Origin of the sequence: Kitasatospora sp. NPDC057936 (genome assembly GCF_042887525.1) — a bacterium.
Taxonomy (GTDB): Bacteria; Actinomycetota; Actinomycetes; order Streptomycetales; family Streptomycetaceae; genus Kitasatospora.
The window spans coordinates 14,325-32,155 of sequence record NZ_JBHVPD010000112.1; the positions used below are offsets into that span (position 1 = coordinate 14,325).

Annotated in this window: 20 protein-coding genes, 1 tRNA gene and 2 pseudogenes; 14 read left to right on the top strand and 9 right to left on the bottom strand. The window is 70.6% G+C overall.

The genetic code is table 11. The annotated features are described in order from the left end of the window. Nucleotides 1–18 precede the first annotated feature (18 nt). From ACFVU9_RS38905 to ACFVU9_RS38915, 3 genes are all read left to right on the top strand, one after another. Nucleotides 19–918: a phosphotransferase family protein gene (locus tag ACFVU9_RS38905; RefSeq protein ID WP_387601777.1), complete on the top strand. Its 900-nt coding sequence runs from the start codon at nt 19–21 to the stop codon at nt 916–918. Between the two features lie 239 nt (nt 919–1,157). Continuing rightward, nucleotides 1,158–1,715 (top strand): hypothetical protein, encoded by a 558-nt coding sequence (locus ACFVU9_RS38910; protein ID WP_387601780.1) that lies wholly within the window; start codon nt 1,158–1,160, stop codon nt 1,713–1,715. Next, complete coding sequence (locus ACFVU9_RS38915; RefSeq protein ID WP_387601783.1) at nt 1,712–3,085, top strand: hypothetical protein; 1,374 nt, start codon at nt 1,712–1,714, stop codon at nt 3,083–3,085. Before ACFVU9_RS38910 ends, ACFVU9_RS38915 begins: the two co-directional genes overlap by 4 nt. Here the strand turns inward: ACFVU9_RS38915 and ACFVU9_RS38920 are convergent. The 3 genes and pseudogenes from ACFVU9_RS38920 to ACFVU9_RS38930 form a co-directional block, all read right to left on the bottom strand. After that, nucleotides 2,989–3,435, bottom strand: a pseudogene (locus tag ACFVU9_RS38920) (chitosanase); the annotation flags it as partial. The gene ACFVU9_RS38915 and the pseudogene ACFVU9_RS38920 overlap by 97 nt on opposite strands. Before the next feature lie 202 nt (nt 3,436–3,637). Further along, a complete protein-coding gene (locus tag ACFVU9_RS38925) occupies nt 3,638–4,078 on the bottom strand; it encodes a hypothetical protein (RefSeq protein WP_387601786.1) in 441 nt (146 codons plus the stop codon). Nucleotides 4,079–4,185: 107 nt separating this feature from the next. Beyond that, the gene (locus ACFVU9_RS38930) at nt 4,186–4,938 is read right to left on the bottom strand and encodes an FtsK/SpoIIIE domain-containing protein (RefSeq protein ID WP_387601789.1); all 753 of its coding nucleotides are present in this window, start codon (nt 4,936–4,938) and stop codon (nt 4,186–4,188) included. Between the two features lie 67 nt (nt 4,939–5,005). On the opposite strand from ACFVU9_RS38930, the gene ACFVU9_RS38935 reads away from it, so the two are divergent. Then, complete coding sequence (locus ACFVU9_RS38935) at nt 5,006–5,377, top strand: S8 family serine peptidase (protein ID WP_387601792.1); 372 nt, start codon at nt 5,006–5,008, stop codon at nt 5,375–5,377. Nucleotides 5,378–5,473: 96 nt separating this feature from the next. Here the strand turns inward: ACFVU9_RS38935 and ACFVU9_RS38940 are convergent, their stop codons facing one another. Continuing rightward, complete coding sequence (locus ACFVU9_RS38940) at nt 5,474–6,034, bottom strand: LysM peptidoglycan-binding domain-containing protein (RefSeq protein WP_387601795.1); 561 nt, start codon at nt 6,032–6,034, stop codon at nt 5,474–5,476. Nucleotides 6,035–6,349: 315 nt separating this feature from the next. Here ACFVU9_RS38940 and ACFVU9_RS38945 point away from each other — a divergent pair, with 315 nt between their 5' ends. The 5 genes and pseudogenes from ACFVU9_RS38945 to ACFVU9_RS38965 all read left to right on the top strand — a co-directional run bounded on the left by ACFVU9_RS38945 (nt 6,350) and on the right by ACFVU9_RS38965 (nt 8,730). After that, the gene (locus tag ACFVU9_RS38945; RefSeq protein ID WP_387601798.1) at nt 6,350–6,925 is read left to right on the top strand and encodes a hypothetical protein; all 576 of its coding nucleotides are present in this window, start codon (nt 6,350–6,352) and stop codon (nt 6,923–6,925) included. Nucleotides 6,926–7,076: 151 nt separating this feature from the next. Beyond that, nucleotides 7,077–7,241: pseudogene (locus ACFVU9_RS38950) on the top strand (TetR/AcrR family transcriptional regulator C-terminal domain-containing protein); the annotation flags it as partial. 303 nt (nt 7,242–7,544) lie between these two features. Next, nucleotides 7,545–7,955: a hypothetical protein gene (locus ACFVU9_RS38955; RefSeq protein WP_387601801.1), complete on the top strand. Its 411-nt coding sequence runs from the start codon at nt 7,545–7,547 to the stop codon at nt 7,953–7,955. Between the two features lie 187 nt (nt 7,956–8,142). Then, nucleotides 8,143–8,316 carry a hypothetical protein gene (locus ACFVU9_RS38960; protein WP_387601803.1) on the top strand — a complete coding sequence of 58 codons (174 nt, stop codon included), beginning with the start codon at nt 8,143–8,145 and terminating at the stop codon, nt 8,314–8,316. Between the two features lie 6 nt (nt 8,317–8,322). Next, a complete protein-coding gene (locus ACFVU9_RS38965; protein ID WP_387601830.1) occupies nt 8,323–8,730 on the top strand; it encodes a sigma-70 family RNA polymerase sigma factor in 408 nt (135 codons plus the stop codon). A gap of 51 nt (nt 8,731–8,781) precedes the next feature. Here the strand turns inward: ACFVU9_RS38965 and ACFVU9_RS38970 are convergent, their stop codons facing one another. Continuing rightward, nucleotides 8,782–9,828: a nuclear transport factor 2 family protein gene (locus ACFVU9_RS38970; RefSeq protein ID WP_387601806.1), complete on the bottom strand. Its 1,047-nt coding sequence runs from the start codon at nt 9,826–9,828 to the stop codon at nt 8,782–8,784. Nucleotides 9,829–9,910: 82 nt separating this feature from the next. Beyond that, on the bottom strand, nt 9,911–10,348 hold the full coding sequence (locus ACFVU9_RS38975; protein ID WP_387601809.1) for a hypothetical protein: 438 nt from the start codon (nt 10,346–10,348) through the stop codon (nt 9,911–9,913). A 117-nt stretch (nt 10,349–10,465) separates the two neighbouring features. Between ACFVU9_RS38975 and ACFVU9_RS38980 the strand changes: the two genes are divergently transcribed. The 3 genes from ACFVU9_RS38980 (at nt 10,466) to ACFVU9_RS38990 (ending at nt 13,690) form a co-directional block, all read left to right on the top strand. Further along, the gene (locus tag ACFVU9_RS38980) at nt 10,466–11,437 is read left to right on the top strand and encodes a GlxA family transcriptional regulator (protein ID WP_387601812.1); all 972 of its coding nucleotides are present in this window, start codon (nt 10,466–10,468) and stop codon (nt 11,435–11,437) included. 121 nt (nt 11,438–11,558) lie between these two features. Beyond that, nucleotides 11,559–12,164 (top strand): TetR family transcriptional regulator, encoded by a 606-nt coding sequence (locus ACFVU9_RS38985; protein WP_387601815.1) that lies wholly within the window; start codon nt 11,559–11,561, stop codon nt 12,162–12,164. 71 nt (nt 12,165–12,235) lie between these two features. Further along, the gene (locus tag ACFVU9_RS38990; protein ID WP_387601818.1) at nt 12,236–13,690 is read left to right on the top strand and encodes an FAD-dependent monooxygenase; all 1,455 of its coding nucleotides are present in this window, start codon (nt 12,236–12,238) and stop codon (nt 13,688–13,690) included. Nucleotides 13,691–13,725: 35 nt separating this feature from the next. Here the strand turns inward: ACFVU9_RS38990 and ACFVU9_RS38995 are convergent, their stop codons facing one another. Continuing rightward, nucleotides 13,726–14,346: a hypothetical protein gene (locus tag ACFVU9_RS38995; protein ID WP_387601820.1), complete on the bottom strand. Its 621-nt coding sequence runs from the start codon at nt 14,344–14,346 to the stop codon at nt 13,726–13,728. Nucleotides 14,347–14,546: 200 nt separating this feature from the next. Between ACFVU9_RS38995 and ACFVU9_RS39000 the strand changes: the two genes are divergently transcribed. Continuing rightward, nucleotides 14,547–14,623: transfer RNA gene (locus tag ACFVU9_RS39000), tRNA-Met, on the top strand. Between the two features lie 221 nt (nt 14,624–14,844). Here the strand turns inward: ACFVU9_RS39000 and ACFVU9_RS39005 are convergent. Both ACFVU9_RS39005 and ACFVU9_RS39010 read right to left on the bottom strand, forming a co-directional pair. Then, nucleotides 14,845–15,744: a phosphotransferase gene (locus ACFVU9_RS39005; RefSeq protein ID WP_387601823.1), complete on the bottom strand. Its 900-nt coding sequence runs from the start codon at nt 15,742–15,744 to the stop codon at nt 14,845–14,847. Nucleotides 15,745–15,953: 209 nt separating this feature from the next. Next, nucleotides 15,954–16,856, bottom strand: coding sequence for a LysR family transcriptional regulator (locus ACFVU9_RS39010; RefSeq protein ID WP_387601826.1), 903 nt, complete (start codon nt 16,854–16,856; stop codon nt 15,954–15,956). 157 nt (nt 16,857–17,013) lie between these two features. On the opposite strand from ACFVU9_RS39010, the gene ACFVU9_RS39015 reads away from it, so the two are divergent. After that, nucleotides 17,014–17,307, top strand: coding sequence for a DUF1330 domain-containing protein (locus tag ACFVU9_RS39015; protein ID WP_387601828.1), 294 nt, complete (start codon nt 17,014–17,016; stop codon nt 17,305–17,307). Nucleotides 17,308–17,831 lie beyond the last annotated feature (524 nt).

The following is a 17,831-nucleotide window of genomic DNA, read 5'->3' on the forward strand; positions in this document are numbered from 1 at the left end:
ACCCGCCAGCCTTACGGTATGGGTGTTCCAGTCCGGATCGGCGGGTTCGCCGAGTCCGAGGTGTCCAGGGTCCTCGACGAAGCCTGCCGTCAGGTCGGGCTCTCCTCTGCCGGCGCCGTCATGTTGCGCGGCCACACCAACGCCGTCTATCTCCTGAAGTCTGCCGGAGTCGTCGCCAAGATCGCGCGGGCGGGCACGGCTCTGGACGGAGTCAGGCGCACCGTGCGGCTGGTGCAGTGGCTCGTCAGCCAGGACTTTCCTACCGTCGAACTGCTGCCCACGGAGCAACCTGTGCTGGTCGGCGGTCACGCGGTGACGTTCTGGCAGTACCTTCCCCAGCCCAGCCAGCCGGTTCCGGCAGCTCAGCTTGCGGCCCCACTTCGCCTCCTGCATGAGCTCCCACCTCCACCCTTTGAAGTCCCACCCCTCGATACGGCGGGAGCGATCAGGCGATCGATCGCGGCAATCACCACCCTGTCGCCGGAGGACACTGCCTACCTCCAGCGCCGTCTGTCCAACCTTGAAGCGGCTCTTGCCAGGGTGAGTTACGTCCTGCAGCCCGGTCTGCTTCAGGGGGATCCGCAGCATCGGAACGCTCTCCACCACCGTGGTGCGGCAGTTCTGTGCGACTGGGATACCGCTTGCTTCGGAGCGCCTGAGCTCGATCTCGTCACCGTGGAGATCCATTGTCGGCGCTTCGGCCACGGGCGCGCGCACTACCAGGAGTTCGCCGATCGGTACGGATTCGACGTCACGTCGTGGAGCGGCTACCAGGGGCTCCGTGACCTCCGCGAGCTCCGGATGATCACCACTAACGCCAAGCGCGCCTCACCCGGGAGCACAACACTCCAGGAGGTGCGACGCCGGATTGAAGGACTCCGAAGCGGCCATGACCAGCTTCAGTGGGAAATCCTCTGAGCCCAGGGTTGGTCACCTGCGCTGAGGCTGGACAGCTGTCGCTCTCACTCGCGAGGCCGGCGAGCTGGCCCCACTGCGGGTCCGTGTCGATGCCTTGCACGGACCCGTCACCCAATTGAGTGCAGATAGCCGCTCCTGTGTCGAGGCCAGGCCGCGGGTAGGTATCCTCCGGCAGGATCTCGGTACGAACTTCGGAGCCTCTTCGGCTGATTCGGCATTGTCGGTTGCGCTGACGGCCCGTGGCGGCGTCGCGCCGTCAAGACCTTGATGTCGGCTACGTCGATCTGATGAACAGGTTCGTTGAGCATGGCGGTTTATCCACAGGACATTCGACTTTCGGCGCATGCCTCTGCGAGGTGTGTTCTCCTGCCACCCAACACCACTCACTTGAAGGGCTCGCAGTCGTGAATCAACACCCCAGCGGCACACAGGACATCGAGCAGATCGCCGCTGCGACCCTGCCGAGCGTGACGACGGCGGCGCACAGGATCGCCGACCTGGCCGTTCGGGATGACCGCTACGACCAGATGGCAGCCCTTGCTGCAGCCGCATACGCAACGCGGGCTACCGCCTACCTTCCCTTGCCTGACTACTTCCTTGAAGACAGTGACGGCGAGATCGCCTACCGCGACTTGGCGGACCGGCTGGAGGCCATCGCCAACGATCTCGACGACCTCGGCCGTCGTTCGACCGATCCTCGCGAGATTCGAGATCGCCACACAGCCGCGTTGCACAGCCGTGATGCGGCCATTGCACTTCGTAACGCCCTGCCGATCGAGGACGGGGCCGTCGGGTGACGGAGGACGCGACGTGGGGCGACTTCACGGTGCTGGCCGCGTCAAGGCTGGAGTACGCCCTCGCAGCCCTTGCCGAAGCCGAAACCCGGACCACTCCCGGCAGACATGCGGCACGCAGCGAAGCCCTGGCCGGCACGTGCCGTCTCCTCCACCGCTACACCGGCCGCTACGGCCCGCTCGCCCATGACCCGCTGGGTATCACCGAGGACGACGTGGCCCGACTGCACGGCAATCTCGATACCCTGGGATGGGTACTTTGGGGCGAGTCACGATACGCCCGCCACGAACCCGACGCGGTGTCCCTCCACCTCACCGAGGCCTACCGGCTTCTTGCCGTCGGCACCGACGTGCTGGCCAGTCACCACGGCCCTGATGGCCAACCCCGGAGCCCGTATGCGGCTTACCTGGACAGCACTGGGGCCGCCCGCCGCATCGTCGCCGAGACTGCCGAACTCGCCAGTACCGCTGGACGTGTGGCCGTCCGCATCGGCCAGCTGTGTCCGCCCGACTCTCGCGTGATTCGCAGCCATCTTGTGGCCCGCCAACTGGCGGAGCCGGCCTTCCGGATCGAACAGGCCGCGATCGGCATTCACCGTCAACTCAACACGCCCCGGCCGGCGTCGCCCGCCCCGGGGCTCACTCACCTCCCGGCCGCGGCTACTTCGCCCCCATCTGCAGTTCGACCGGGCGAGACGCGGCGAGAAGCGCTCTTGGCGGTCAGGGCCGGCATGGACTGGCTTGCAGCCCACACAGCACAGCAGGCAGCAGAGCGCCTGCCCGGTGTCACGGCTGTCGAATTGTCGGCCGCGGCCGACAGCACGGCCTTTGCCCATCTCCTCAGCGCCCGCTTGATCGAGGTCACCCGTGACCTCCTGACCGTGGATCCCGTCGGCCGCGACAGCCTCTTGTCGGCCGCTCAAAGCCTTCGAACGGCCACTTCGGCCTGGCAGCACGCGGCCGACAGCTGGCAGTCAAGGCTCCGCTGCGCGCCCGAGATCTCCACACCCCGGTACGCGCGTGAGGCAGAGTTCGCCTTCGTTCGGCTCGGCCGGACCCTTTTCTCCTCCGGCTGGACACCCCGCGACGGCGGTCAGCGCAAGACGAGGGACGCCCGGGAGATCATCACGTCGCCCGGCGACGCTGCACTGCTCCTCACGGCTGCACATGCGATTCCGGCCACCGGTCAGATCCTTGCCGAACACACCCCTTGGATCGCCACGACCATGGTCGAGCGCGGCGTCCTCCTGAGCTCCGACCTCGCTCACAACCCGCGTGGTGGTACGCCAGCCGAGTGCGAGGCCGACCCGTTCACCTTCTGCAGCGCCGGGAGGTACTTGGTCAGGACGTTGCCCGGCTTGAGCTGCTCGTAGTGCTTCACGAGGTCGAGCATGTCTCCCGTGCCCGAGCAGAAGCCGATGATGCCGCCCGTGTAGCCGCGGCCGTCCTTGATGTCCTCGATGTACGCGAACTGGGCCTTCCAGTTCAGCGAGGAGTTTTCGGCGCTGGAGACCAGCTGCTGGGCGATGTCCTTCAGGCGGGGGTCGTTCAGGCCGGCCGCCGCGCCCGGGGTGGCGCTCGCCCCGATCCCCAAGGGCTGGGGCTGGGTGGTGCGGTGCGGGCGGGCGCTGGCCGCGGTCGCGGTGACGGCGGTGATCAGTACGGCGGCCATGGCGACGTGCAGGCCCTTCGGCCGGGACGGGCGGGCGGGGGTGGACGGCATGCGTGCTCCGGGGTCCAGTGGAGAAGGGATGTGTTCGGTCAGGCCTCGGTGGCCGGTTCGGGGCGACCAGCGACGCAGGCCTCCCTGATCGGCTGTCGGGATCCACCCCGGTCGGTGCCCCGCCCAGCTGTACGGCGTGCATCCGTCGGTTGGTTCACCCGGTTGGTTCACCGCCCCGGGCGGTGAACCAACCGACGAGCGATCAGGGACTCCGGTCCACCCGAGCCGTCTGTCGCGGCAGCCGGTTTGATTGGCCCTCGCCCTCTCGCAGCAGCCATTCCCTGACCGTAGGAGAACGGTCCAGCAGTTCAGTGACCCGCATGCCCTCGTCGCGGGAGGTCACCTTAGGCAGCGGCGCGAAGTCGTCGGGGAGCACGTCCAGGAGGCTCATCACCCGGTCTCCCGTGCGCAGGGCGATCAACAGCTCGCACCGCAGCTGACGCGGCACCTCCGGGCGGTGGGACAAGCTGTTCCACAGGGCCGGCCAGAGGTAGTGGCTTCCGTCGGACGCCGCATTCGCCGTCACCCAGAGCGGGTCCAGCCTCTGGCTGAGGCCGAGTTCACACGCCCGCGCCTCCAGCCCGAGCAGCGACGCAGTGTCGATGACCTTCACTTCACGAGGCAGCGGCTGATCCGGGTGCATCGCCCCATGCTGCCCGACGGCACCTTGCCGAAGCGCACCGGGACCGCTTCACAGTGCGTCGCGTGGCGAGACGTTGGCAGTTTCTGGCCGCCGGCTCGTGCCATCCTTCAGGCCGCCCCCTCGCCGCCGGCCCCCTCCCGCGCCAGGGCCGTCTGGAGCTGCACCGTCCGGCGCCGGGTGATGTGCAGGGCCCGGCCGGGCGGGAGTTGGCGGGGTTTGACGTTGCCGAAGAGCACGCCCTCGCTGGGCGGGCAGGACAGGAGGACGGCGGGTGTGTTGACGTCGAGGAGGCGGCGCAGGAGGGGGTCGCTCATGGCGCGGGCGATGCCGTTGGCGCTGCGGGCGACGATCAGGTGGAGGCCGAGTTCGGTGCCCTGGGCGAGGTGGTCGAGGAGCGGGGTGAAGGGGTGGCCGGTGAGCGGCGCCGAGATGAGGTCGTAGTCGTCGACGAGGATGAAGAGTTCGGGGCCGGTCCACCAGTCGCGGAGTTTGAGGCGGGCGGGGGTGATGCCCTCGCTGGGGACGCGGCCCTCCATGGCGCGGGCGGCGTCCTGGACGATCTGCTTGAGGACGTCGACGGCGACGGCGTAGCCGAGGCGGCACCCCTCGGGGACGAGGTCGAACAGGCCGCGCCGGAAGTCGATCAGCATGATGCGGGCCTCGGCCGGGCTGTAGGCCGTGGTGATGCCGTTGACGAGGTGGCGCAGCAGATTGGTCTTGCCGGTCTCGCTGTCGCCGACGACGACGAGGTGCGGTGACTCCTCGAAGTCGCGCCAGAGCGGGGAGACTTCGCGGTCCTCCAGGCCGAGGGCGATCCGCAGCCGGCCTTCGGGGGCCGGGAGTGCGGCGGCCTCCAGCATCAGGGGCAGTGTGCGGACCTGGGGGCGCGGGCCGGGCGGGCCGCCCAGCGGCACCCTGGACGGACGCGTGGACCTGGCCGCACCCGGCGAGGGCGTCACCGGCACCGGGCCCGGCGGCGGCCTGTTCACGGCCTCAGGACCGGGCTGCGCCACCGCCTACGTGGCCGGTACGGCGGCGCTGGTGCCGGCGCTGCGGCCGGACCTGACGCCGGAGCAACTCGTGCGCCGTCTGGAGACGACCGCCTACCGCCCGGGCACCCGCCTCCCGGACGCCGCGGTGGGCTACGGCACCGTCGACCCGGTGGCGGCCGTGACCGCCTCCTGGCCCGCGGCAGCCCACCAGACCGCCGCGGCCCCCGACCCGGTGGTGGTCACCCCGGGCCCGGACCGCTCGGGCACCTGGCGGGCGTGGCGGTCGCGGCCGGCAGCGCGGGCGTGATGGTGCTGGTGGGCTTCGGTGGCCTGACCGTCCGCCTGGGCCGCCGCCGCGGCGGGGTGTGAGACCCGCCGCAGACCGGCCGGCGTTCCGGCCCGCTTACGGGATCGTCAGCACCTGGCCGACGTTGATCAGGTCCGGGTCGTCGATGCCGCTGGCGGTGGCGATGTCGCGGTAGCGGTCACCGTCGCCGTAGAAGCGCTCGGCGACGGCCCACAGGGTGTCGCCGAGCTCGACCGTGTAGGTGCGCGCCGCGGGGATGGCTGGGGGCGGGGTCACGGCTTCGGCGACCGGTGCCGCGGCCGCCGGCTCCGGAGCGGCGACGGGGTTGTCGGTCCCGGTGTCCGACGCCCACAGCGCGCCGCCGTCCTTGCCGTACAGCACCACGTTGCGGTCGGCCTGTACCACCAGCCGGTCGGCGTCCCGGCCGTTGGTGTCGGTGGCCCACACCGCGCCGTCGCCGTCGTAGAGCACGAAGTTGCCGTCGTCCTGGAGCACGGCCCGCTGGACGCCCTTGTCGTCGGTGTCGGAGGCCCAGACGACGCCACCCGGCTCGGAGAGGACCAGATTGCCGTCGTGCTGCAGCGTCAGGGTGTAGGCACCGCCCTGGAGGGAGTGGCCGAGACCGAGTTCGTCGCCCACGCGCAGCGTGTCACCCATGGATGTTCCTTTCGGGGAGGGGATTGCGCCGTCAGAGTGGCACGGCGGTGTGACGGCCGGGGTCAGCAGAAACGGTCCTTCACGCGGGATTTCACCCGAACGAGATCCCCGGACCCGACCGCCGCCCGGAGACGTTTGCGTACCCGGCCTCGGGACTGGTGAGCTCGCATGTTCAGGTGTCGCGTATTCGCGGCCGGGCCCGGATGGGGCTCGCGCTGAGTGATCTACGCGAAGTCGGTGGCACCCGGCAGTCTGCTGATCGGCGATTGACATGATGGGCGTCGGCAAGTTCTCAGGCGTATCCAGGGGGCGACTATGACGTTCAAGTCCGAAGCCGATTTCGGTGTCACAGAGCGGGACGAGTGGTCCTATTCGCCGGCTGTCGGCGTCGGACCGCTCCGGTTCGGTATGACCGTCGAGGCTGCGGTCGAAGCGGCTGCGGTGCTTGGCGAGACGAAGGTCAGCGAGTGTGCGCGGCGCTACGCGATCTTCTCGCCGACTTGGAAGGTCGAAGTCCACCGTCGCGGGGCGGCTCCTTCTCGTCCTGCCGTTACGGCCTATGTGAGCCAAGCCGTGGGGCTGTTCTGCATCGCTGCCGACGCCGTGCACGGTCCCCAGATCGCGTACGACGGAATCCCGCTGGTCGGGAGAGACCTGTCGGAGCTGGAGAGCGACGCAATCGCGTACGCCGAGGCAATGAACGTGCACTTTCGCTACACGCCCGAGGGCTATGCAGGACCGGATGACTCTGGGGTCGTGGTACGCGGGCAACTGGTCGGGCAGGTCCTCCGATCGCGTCCGTTGTTCATGGTGCCGCGCGACGGCGCGAATACCGAGTGGGACTCGATGCCCTCCGAGGAGGACCGCGCCGACCGCCGGTCCACGGCCTGACGTGGTGTCACCCATGAGGTGGGTGGAGGATGGACGACCCGCTACATCGACGCCGCCGTCGTCCAGCTCCGCGCCGAGGGCCACGAGCTGCGGGACGAGGACGAGACCGGCGCGGAATGAATCCGGCGAGGCCCGGGATAGGCTCGCGGACGCCGAGAGCGCCGCCAACCAGTTCCTCGGGATGATCGCCAACTACGTCCTGTGGCCCCGCATGCTGCTGACCGACTGGGACCCCTCAGCCTCTGACATCCGCTACGCCGTCGAGCAAGCGGTGTGGACCACGCTCGCCCGCTACGCCTCCGACCGGCCAGCCTGATCCAAGGCTGGAATTCGTACGCCGCCGCCCCAGCACTGGAGGGGCTCGCGGAGCAGCGACCGTGCGGGCCGTAGCTGTCGTCAATCGATCCCCCGATGACGCCATTGGATCGGGTCCATTGGAACCGGACAAACAGGGGCAACCGCGCGGCCCCGATCCAATGGGCGATGTTCCCCAAGGTCGGTACCGTCCAGCGGTTCCCACCTGCGGGGCGACGCGGAGCTGAACAATCGCGAGCATGTTATCCGTTCAACTACACGGACGTAGAGCAACGAGGCGCGAGCACGGGTGAGGTGGACTCCGATGGCGACGACGGTGGACCGCGGCGACGGCAGGCCGGCCGTCACGGGGAGCGGACGGCGGGAGGACGAGGAGACGGCGCGGCGGCTGATCGCTTCCTGGCTGGCCGTCGAGGACGTCCCCGGGCCGGCGGCGGCTCCGTACGGGTGGCAGGTGCCCGCGGCGGCGGCCCGGGACGTCGTGGCGGTGGCCCGGCGGCTGGCCGTCCAGGGGTTGGCCGGGCGGCCCTGGCCGGTGCCGACGGCCGCGCACCTGCTGCTGGCCCGGGCCCTGGTGACGGACGAACACCCGTCGGCGGCCGGCTGGACGGAGCGTGAGCGGACCGAACTCGCGGGCTGGGTCGCGGTCCTCGTGCAGCGCTTCGGGGAGGACGGCGTCCAGCGCCTCACGGCGGCCCTCGCCGCCCGCCGCTGACGGAGGAAGACCCACGGCCAACGCCCGCCAACGCCCGTCCGCCGCGACCCGTTGGCGGATCGTTGGCCGGACGTTGGCGGCGGCTGGGACGGTTTTCCCGTCAGGGCGAGGCCCCGGGGACCGCACCAGAGCGAGGACCCCGCCGCTCCTCGCCGATGCCGTAGCACCGGAGCGAAGGACAGACGCCGTGGCCGTGGAAGCCGCCGCTTCCCCCGAAGGCGCCCCGCAGGGCACCGACCAGCCCTCCCGGGGGCGTGCGACCCTGGACCAGGACACCCTGGCGGAGCTGTACCGCCTGCACGGTCCGTACCTGATGCGGGCCCTGCTGAGAGTCACCAGCGGTGACCGCGGCAAGGCCTAGGACATCCTGCAGGAGACCCTGCTGCGCGCCTGGCAGAACCCGGCCGCGATCCAGCGGGGCCTGGAGCAGAGCCGGCCGTGGCTGTTCACGGTGGCCCGCCGGATCGCGATCGACCACTTCCGGATGGCCACCGCGCGCGTCCAGGAGGTGGCCGACGAGTCACCAGAGGAGCACGCCGGCACCCACGACCCGTACGACGGGCTGCTCGCCGCCCGGGACATGGCCTCGGCCCTGGCGGAGCTCCAGCCGCACCACCGGGACGTGCTGGTGGAACTGCACCTGAAGGGCTGCTCGATGGTGGAGGCCGCGCAGGTGCTCGGCGTGGCGGTGGGGACGGTGAAGTCCCGCAGCTTCTACGCGGTGCGTGCGCTGCGGCCGATACTGGAGGCGAGGGGCATGGGCATCGCGGTGTGAGCCTCTGGCGCGATTGGTTCTGCTGTCACCTGATGGCGCGGGCGTGGACGGTCAGTTGAAGAAGGGGTCGTCCACGACGTGGGCCCAGCCGCCGTCCGGCCGGCGCCGGAGGATCTCCGTCGTCGTGGAGATCACCGGCTCGGGGCCGGCGCCCGTCAGGGTGGCGGTGTTCGACACCAGGGCGATGTCGTCCACCTGCCGGATCTCGCGCAGTTCGAGCTTGAGGCGGGCGCCGCTGTCGACCAGCTGTTGCATGGCCGTCCGGATGGCCTCGGTGCCCACCAGGTGGGTTCCGGGGGCGGGGACGAAGTGTGCGCGCGGCTCGTACAGCGACACCAGGCCCTCGATGTCACCCGCCTCCAGGTACTCCGTGAACAGGGCCCCCACTTGCTCGGGCGTCTCCGCACGGCGCCGGGCGACGGCACCGACGGGCTTGTCCCCCCAGCCCACGCCGGCGAGCAGGTCGTACCACGTGGGCTGGGCGCCATGGGGCAGGTGGTGGCACAGCAGTGCTCCCGGGAACGTCAACGGAGATGCCTTCTGCGGCCTGGACTTGGCCTGGTCGACGATCGCGTCGCTCAGCGCGCAGCCCAGGTCCATGCGGGGGAGGAGGGCGTGCACGTCGTCGGCGAGGCCGGCCGGAAGGCTCTCGCGCCGGACTCCGAGGATGTCGGTGCCGATGCCCTCCTGGGCCAGCCGCACCTCTGCGCCCTTGCGCGCGGCGATGCCCTCCGAGGTGTGCAGCGCGATGGCGTCCCAGGCGATGGCGATGCGCCGTTCCTCGACGCCGCGTTCGCGGAGGAACGCCGCCGCGGTGTCGGCACCGTCGACCTCGAAACGCTGGTCGCCGTTTCCCTCCTCGCTCAGCCCGATGTCATGCAGGACGCAGCTGAGGAACAGCAGTTCGTCGTCGTAGTCGGCACCCGCGCGCAGATTCTGGTGCCGGGCATGGGCGCGGGCGAAGACGTAGCTGCGGACGCTGTGGAAGAAGACGAAGTCGGGCGTGGCCCTCTCCACGTAGGCGTAGGCGTCCCGGGACAGGTCCGTGTCCGGGAGGCCGAGCCGTTCGAAGACGGGCAGGGGTGCGTCGGTGGTCACGGCGTCTCTCTTTCGTGTGTGATGGTGCGCGGCTCCGGGCGGAGCGGCGTGGGTGCCGGCGCGACGCCTGGCCGGCGTCGGATCACACCGTGCGGGTCCAGGCGGTCGCCTGGACCCGCTTGATGAGTTCCTCCGTCGCCGGTGGCCAGACGTTGCGGTACTTGCCGTGCTCGGCGCCGATGATCTCGACCATCTTGTCGATCATGTCCTGCGGGTCGTACTGGTCGGCGAGGATCTCCGCGAAGCGGGCCTTCACGTCCTCGGTGCGGTTGAAGTTGACGGTGTCGTCCAGCCAGCGGAAGGCCGTGTCCGCGATGCGGTCGTTGAACCCGGTCAGGTACGCCCCCGGGTTGACGGTCTGCACGGTGATCCCCGTCTGCGCGAGTTCGTCGCGTAGGGGCAGGCCGCCCGCGTACGGGATCAGGCCGCCGTTGGTGTACTCGGTCGCGGGAGCCTGGCCGCCGGGACGGCCCTGAGGCGGCAGACCGCACCGAGGCGTCCTCGCCGGACCCGTGCACAACCAGCACGCTCGGCAGTGACGGCAGGAGAGCGCGTCTCGTGGTCATGAAATGACCGTAGGCGCGCGCAGGGTGAGGCCGTCAGTGGCACGAGTGCCATGCAGCGATAGAATCGTGCCATGGGAGCCCGTACCTCCGGCGGCAAGCACCACGTGGTCGTGGTCGCGCTCGACAACGTCCTCGCCCTCGACATCGGGATTCCGTTGCAGGTCTTCGGAAGCTGGCCGGACGGGCCGTACTCGATGACAGTGTGCACGGAACGGCCCGGCCTGGTGCCGATGCACGGCGGCCCGGCGCTGTCCGTCGCCGACGGGCTGGACGCCGTCCGGACCGCGGACACCGTGATCGTCCCGGGGTACCTGGAGCCCGACCCGCCCTCGGCCGCGGTCACCGCCGCGCTCGTACGGGCGGCCGCCCGCGGCAGCCGGATGGTGTCCATCTGCTCGGGGGCGTTCGCCCTCGCCGCGGCCGGCCTGCTCGACGGCCGCCGGGCCACCACGCACTGGCGCTACGCCGCAGAGCTGGCCAGGCGGCACCGGCAGGTGACGGTGCAACCGCACGAGCTGTACATCGATGAAGGCCAGGTGCTGACCTCGGGCGGAGTCGCCGCGGGCCTCGACCTGTCCTTGCACCTCATCCGCCGCGATTACGGCGCCCGCCTGGCGAACCAGCGGGCCCGCCTGCTGGTCGCCGCCCCCCACCGCGCCGGCGGTCAGGCCCAGTTCGCCGACCTGCCGGTGGCCCCGGACGCCTCCGGCGCGACGATGCCGCTGTACGAGTGGGCCCTGCGCCACCTGCACCAGCCGCTCACCGTCGACCAGTTGGCGCGCCAGGCCGGCATGTCCCGCCGCACGCTCATCCGTCGCTTCCACTCCGACACCGGCCGGCCGCCGATGAGTTGGCTGCTCGACGCAAGGCTCGGCCTCGCACGGGAACTCCTGGAATCGAGCGACCTGACGGTCGAAGCCGTCGCACGGCGCTGCGGCCTGGGCACGCCGGCCAACTTCCGGACCCTGTTCAAGGCGCACGTCGGGGTACCGCCAAGCACCTACCGCGAGACGTTCAACTCCGCTGCTGTAGCAGGTCGTTGACCCGTTCTTCCAGGCAGGCCGCCGGTCGCGGCCACGAAGCGGACAGCAGGTCGGCGCCGGCGGCCAAATATTGCGCGCCACACATATTTGCGTGACGCGCAATCTTTGTTACCGTCGTTCCATGGGGCTGCGAGAACGGAAGAAGGCCGAGACGCGCGCCGCGCTCAGCTGGGCGGCACTACGGCTGGTCGTCGAGCGAGGGCTCGAGAACGTCAAGGTGGAGGACATCGCCGAGGCCGCCGGTGTCTCGCCGCGCACGTTCAACAACTACTTCTCCAGCAAGGGCGAGGCGATCGTCGCGCGCCACCTCGACCGTTGCCTGCGCATCGCGGAAGCGCTGCGCGAGCGCCCGGCGGAGCCGCTGTGGGACGCGATCACTCGCGCTGTGCTGCCGCAGTTCGAACCGGACACCGCAGCGGCCGCTCACCCGGTTCCGGACGCGCGGAAGTGGACGGCAGGCGTGCGCATTATGGTCGCCGAACCGGCCCTGCAAGGCGAGATGCTGCGGGCCGGGGCCATGGCCGAGGCCGAGATCGCCGCAGCCATCGCCCACCGCACCGGTACCGACCTGGAACAGGACCTGTACCCGCACCTTGTCGCGTCCGCAGTCATGGCCGCGACCAACACCGCCATGGCTCACCACCTCCGCACGGATCCGCCGGTGCCGGTGGAGCACCTGCTCACGGATGCCCTCGCCCGAATCGCGGCGGGTCTGCCGACTCCCTAGCAATCCAATGCGGACGGAAAGCCCGGCGGCCGGTCGGGCCGACGTCCCCTGCCCGGAAAAGGACTCTGCCCATGATCGACGTCATCATCGCGGGCGCCGGACCCAACGGCCTGATGCTGGCCTGCGAACTCGCCCTGGCCGGCGCGCGTCCGCTCGTCCTGGAACGCCTCACCGAACCGTCCGGCGAGCAGCGCGCGAACGGCCTGGTCGGCCAGGTCGTCCGCATGCTCGACCGGCGCGGACTGTACGAGCGGCTGACCGCACCCGGTGCCACCCCCGAGCCGGTGCCCGGGTTCGTGTTCGGGGCGTTCCCGCTCGACCTGAAGGACCTGCCGGACAACCCGCTCTACACGTTGATGGTGCCGCAGCGCAGGGTGGAGCAGATGCTCGCCGAGCGCGCGGCCGAACTGGGCGTCGAGGTCCGCCGCGGCCACGAGGTCACCGGCCTGGCGCAGGGCGAGGGTTCGGTGACGGTCGAGCTGCGCGGGCGGGAGTCGATGGAGGCGGCGTTCCTGGTCGGAGCCGATGGCGGACACAGTACGGTCCGCAGGCTCACCGGCATCGGGTTCCCCGGCGTGACTGCGGATGACTCGGTGTCTCGTACCGGACACGTGAGCGTGCCCTCCGAGATGGTCGGTGCCGATGGCGGCCTGGTCGTACCCGAATTCGGTGTCATACCGCCGTTTCGCCACCTGCGCACCGAGCGCGGCCTGATCACCTGGGCACCGTTCCCAGGCGGCGCTCCGCTGATCAGCACGACGGAGTGGGACCAGCCGCCCGAGGGCGAGGCTTCACTCGACGAACTCCGGGCCAGCGCCTGCCGGGTGCTCGGCGCGGACCTGCCGCTCCACCCGCCGACCGGACCGGGACCGCACATGATGCGGCGGCTGTTCGGCGGCAACACCCGGATCGCGTCGCAGTACCGTGCGGGCCGGGTGTTCCTGCTCGGTGACGCCGCACACGTGCACTCGGCGATCGGTGGCCCGGGGCTGAATCTGGGCCTGCAGGATGGGGTCAACCTCGGTTGGAAGCTGGCCGCGGAATTGCGCGGCCACGCGCCGGAGGGGCTGCTGGACACCTACGAGCTGGAGCGGTCCCCGGTGGCGCGGCGGGTCGCCATGCACACGCAGGCGCAGTCGCAACTGATCCGCCCGGGCGCCGATGTGACGGCGTTGCGTGAACTGTTCGGCGAGCTGCTCGCCCAGCCCGCGACCCGGCAGCACGTCGCGAACCTGCTGTCCGGCGCGGACATCACCTACGACATGGGGCCGGCAACCGGACCGCTCGTCGGCCGGTGGGCGCCGGACCTGCCGGGCCTGCGCGAACTCACCCGCACCGGCCGCCCGCTCCTCCTGGACCCCACCGGCACCCTCGACGCGGGCGTTTGGGCGTCGCACGTCGACACCGTGACGGTCCCGGACCTCGATACCGCACTGCTTCTCCGGCCCGACTGCTACGTCGCCTGGCAGGGCACCACGAACGATGGCCTGCACGAAGCGCTGGGTGCCTGGTTCAGGGTGGCCTGAACAGCACGCCCGGCGGGGCCGGTTGTACCGTGCTCTCAGGCTCCGATCGCGGAGATCCGCGCCGCGAGTTCCGCGGCGCCCCGGGTGTCGCCGGACTCCGCGCAGAACTCCCGTGCCCGGCCGAGGTGTTCGGCCGCCTCCCGGGCGCGTCCGACGCTCAGGAGGAAGTCCGCGTACCGCTGCTCGACCGCGGCCTCCAGGTGCAGCGCCCCGCTGGCCCGGCAGCGTTCGGCGGCATCCTGCCAGGCCCGTTCCGACTCGTCGTGGCGGCCGAGGAGCCGCAGGGCGTCGGCCTCGTCGGCGAGCGCGAAGAGGTGGAAGGTGGCGTGCGGGTGTGCGGCCAGCAGCCGCTGGGCCTCGTGGGCGTGGCGCAGCGCCGCCGGTCCGTCGCCGACGAGTGCGGCGAGCGTGGCCTCGTCGGCGAGGACGGCGCCGCCGGCCTCGTGGAGGCCCAGGTTGTCCAGCCGACGGACGGCGGCGTCGGAGAGTTCGCGGGCCTCGGCGAGGGCGGCGGCGGTGAGGCCGTGCCGCAGGCGGTCGAGCCGGTCGGTGAGCAGTCCGGTGCCGCCCCGCGAGCCCTGGCCCGACCACGCGGAGCCCGATCCGCTGGACCGCCTGCTGGCCGACCTGCTGTGCGGCGCCCCGAGGTACCGCACACGAAGCCCGCCGAGGTCCGCGTGGCGGCAGCGGCGGACGCCCGGACACCGGGGGCGAGGCCGGCTGGGCCGCCCGGGGCCGGCTGATCCGCGCTCCCGCCGGCACACGGCGCGCCCGCGGTCGATCGAGGTCTCGGAGCCCACGGCGAGGAAAGCGATTCGACCGCACACCCGATGTGCCGTACAGTCGGGTTCACCGACGCGGGGTGGAGCAGCTCGGTAGCTCGCTGGGCTCATAACCCAGAGGTCGCAGGTTCAAATCCTGTCCCCGCTACCACTCAAGGCCCAGGCCCGGTGCGCCACTGCGCACCGGGCCTGGGTCGATTTCACAGCCCCGTCGGCACTCCGCCCCCCCGGCCCTGGTGCTGAGCCCCGCGCCCCTGGACGCGTCGCCTGCATCCGCGACTGCGCGAACCGCGGCGCTCAGCTCCCTCAGACAAGCTCAACGCGACTGGACGAGTGCCGGCTCGGGCCAGAGCCGGTTGATCCATGCCGACGTCAAAGGCCCTTCAGGACACGATCAAGTGCCGACCGGCCTGCCGGCCCCCACTGCGGCTTGCCGCCGGGCAGGCCGCGGTCCCCGTTCTGGCCCATCAGCATCAGGAACAGGCTCTTCATCGCGGCCAGCCCGCGCGCCCGTCGTACCGCCGCGTCGTCTGCCTGCGCGTAGCCGTCGAAGAACCGTGAGGCACCGCCCTCGGGGAGCAGCAGCCAGGCGGCCACAAGGTCCCATGCCGGGTCGCCGGCGAAGACCGCGCCGAAGTCGACGACACCCGCCAGCGTCCCGTCCGCAACGACGACGTTCGCGGGATGCAGGTCGCCGTGCACCCACACGCGCGGGCCCTGCCACTCGGGAGCCGCCACCGCGTCGTCCCACACGGCCCGGATGTCGTCCTCGGCGAAGCCGCCGAGCTCCACGGCCTGCAGAAGGCTCTCGAAGCCGTCCGTGCACTCCCTGGGGTGAGCGCCGAAGTCCGAGGCGGCCGGCGCGTCGGCGGGAGCCTCCGCATGCAGCGCCTTGAGGAAGGCCGCCAGCGTGTCGGCGGCGTGGTCGCCGCAGGTGATCGAGCCGTGGTCCAGCGGCGTGCCTTCCACCCAGGTCATGACGGTCCAGACCTTGGGGAAGCGCTCGGACGGTGCCCCGTTTCGTACCGGGATCGGGATCGGAAGCGGCAGGCGCGGGGCCAGCACCGGCAGCCAGCGGCGTTCCTTGAGCTGCAGATCGGGGAGCTTGTCCATGCGCTGCATCCGGACGGCCAATTTGTCCCCGAGGCGCCACATCTGGTTGCCCCAGCCGCCCGCCACCTCGCGGATGGGCAGGTCGGCCAGGTCCGCATGCTGTTCCCGCAACAGGTCGCGGACCAGATCCTCGCTGATCTCAATCTCGGATTCGATCACGCGAAGTTACGGTACTTGAGGTAGGCGGAGCCGACCTTGCCCTCGGGAAGATCCAGGGGCCGATCTCCGACGTTCTCGCCGGACCGATCGAATCGACCCGGCCGAGGACGCTCCGCGCTCTCGCGGGACTGCAACTGCCGACCCATCAAGATCATCCAGCGGCGGCTTTTGGGCCTCACCTTCGCTGGACCCGCTTGACGTCTTGCGTGTCAGTCCGGAAGCCAGTGCAACTCGTGCGCCAGGGTTTTGGCGACGGCACGGATGCGGCGGTGCAGTGGCGACTGCTCGCGTGGGAGGACCAGGTGGAACGTCAGGCTGGGCGCGCCCCGCAGCGGTCGCCAGGTGAGACCGGCCAGTTGTGCCGTGGCCGCGGCTTCTCCGGCCGGGGCGAGGGTGACCCCGTCGCGCAGGTCGCGCTGAGACATGTCGAAAGAGACTGCGGGCGTGTGGAATCGGGGGTGTGGTCGGGTGTCCCGGAACACTGCGGACAGCTGATCGTGGATCACGGGGTTGGCCGCACGGTCCGGGAGTCGCAGCGGAAACGCGGCCGCGTCGGCGATCTCGATCTCCGGGCGTTCGGCCAGCGGATGGTGCTGCGCCAGCTGGACCCCGATGCGCGCACGCCGCAGCAGGAACCGGCGCACGCCACGGCCCGGCTGTTCACCGCGGGTGATCCCGGCATCGATGCGGCCGTCGGCGACCGCGGGGGAGATCTCCGGTGTCGCCATCGGGACCGCGCCGACCTCGAGCCCGCTGTTGCCGCGAATCAGCCTGTCCACCAGGGCCGGCGCCGTCTCGGCCCCGGCGCTGAGGCTGTATCCGATGCGCAGCGTGCCCAGTTCACCGGCCGCCGCGCTCCGGGCGGTGTCCCAGGCCCGGTCCAGCGCCGCCAGCGCGGGCGGCGCGGACTCCGCCAAGGCCGCACCGGCGGTGGTCAATACGACGCTGCGCGTGTTGCGGACCAGCAGGGCCGTACCGAGTTCCGCCTCCAACCGGCGCATTCGGGCGCTGAGTGCGGGCTGTGCGATGCCGATCCGTGCGGCGGCGCGGGTGAAGTTCAACTCCTGTGCCAGTACCAGGAAGTAGCGCAGGCTCACGGTATCCGGCGCCACGTGCCCTCCCTGCCGATTGATAACGATCCGTTCTGACTCTATCCCGTACTGGTCTTTCCCTCGGCTGCTCATCAAGTCCTAACCTGCGCATGCCGGGATCGATCGATCCGAGTGTCAATTCGAAGTTGGACGCTCCCGTCCGAACACAGGAGGTTCCATGGCCAAGGGCTACTGGGTCAGTGTCTACCCCGCCATTTCCGACCCTGAGATGCTGACTGCCTACAACGGGCTGGCCGGTCCCGCTGTCCGGGCCGGGGGCGGGCGCGTCCTGTCCCGCAGCGGTCGAGTCGTCGCCCACGAGGCCGGAATCACACAACGCGTCGTTCTGATCGAGTTCGACAGTTTCGAACAGGCCGTCGCGGCATACGAGAGCGAGGCCTACCAGAAGGCGCTGGTGGCCCTCCCCGACGGCTTCGAGCGCGACTTCCGCATAGTCGAAGGCATCGACTGACCGGCAGGCCACCCAGCCATCACTGAGCATCCGTCATCTGAAACGCACACGGCGGGGGGCCGATTCGTTGAGCACAGACCCATGACTTCTGCGGGGTCTCCTTCGAATGCCCGGCCCCATCTTCGTGCTCGCCGTGCTGTTCCGGGCGCAGGTGGAATCCGCCTGATGACGGACCATGACTGGAAGGACACCCCGCTGCGTCTGCACGCCACGGACCGGGTGCCCGAAGCCAACCTCTACCTGCCGAGCGATGAGGCCGTCTCGAAGGACAGCACGACCTCCGGTGACCAGTCCGCCGGCCGGCGGCTGAAGGTGCTATGGCGGGACGACACCAGTCTGACCGCTGATCTGTCCGTCGCTGAGGGCGCGGCCATCGGTGGTACTGGAAGGTGCCAGCTCCGCGCGCCGCGGTGGCGGGACGATATTCGGCGCCAAGGGTGCTGTGGGAAGGGGCGGTTCGGACCCGGGGTTGCCGGGGGCACCCCCCCCAGAGGGGGCCGGGGGGGTGGTTTGTTTGGAAAGCG

Excerpts from the sequence above, each read along its gene's own strand:
- ACFVU9_RS38905 (WP_387601777.1), top strand. The coding sequence starts at position 19 with ATGGGTGTTCCAGTCCGGATCGGCGGGTTCGCCGAGTCCGAGGTGTCC.
- ACFVU9_RS38925 (WP_387601786.1), bottom strand. The coding sequence starts at position 4,078 with ATGCACCCGGATCAGCCGCTGCCTCGTGAAGTGAAGGTCATCGACACT.
- ACFVU9_RS38930 (WP_387601789.1), bottom strand. The coding sequence starts at position 4,938 with ATGCTGGAGGCCGCCGCACTCCCGGCCCCCGAAGGCCGGCTGCGGATC.
- ACFVU9_RS38940 (WP_387601795.1), bottom strand. The coding sequence starts at position 6,034 with ATGGGTGACACGCTGCGCGTGGGCGACGAACTCGGTCTCGGCCACTCC.
- ACFVU9_RS38945 (WP_387601798.1), top strand. The coding sequence starts at position 6,350 with ATGACGTTCAAGTCCGAAGCCGATTTCGGTGTCACAGAGCGGGACGAG.
- ACFVU9_RS38955 (WP_387601801.1), top strand. The coding sequence starts at position 7,545 with ATGGCGACGACGGTGGACCGCGGCGACGGCAGGCCGGCCGTCACGGGG.
- ACFVU9_RS38980 (WP_387601812.1), top strand. The coding sequence starts at position 10,466 with ATGGGAGCCCGTACCTCCGGCGGCAAGCACCACGTGGTCGTGGTCGCG.
- ACFVU9_RS38985 (WP_387601815.1), top strand. The coding sequence starts at position 11,559 with ATGGGGCTGCGAGAACGGAAGAAGGCCGAGACGCGCGCCGCGCTCAGC.
- ACFVU9_RS38990 (WP_387601818.1), top strand. The coding sequence starts at position 12,236 with ATGATCGACGTCATCATCGCGGGCGCCGGACCCAACGGCCTGATGCTG.
- ACFVU9_RS39015 (WP_387601828.1), top strand. The coding sequence starts at position 17,014 with ATGGCCAAGGGCTACTGGGTCAGTGTCTACCCCGCCATTTCCGACCCT.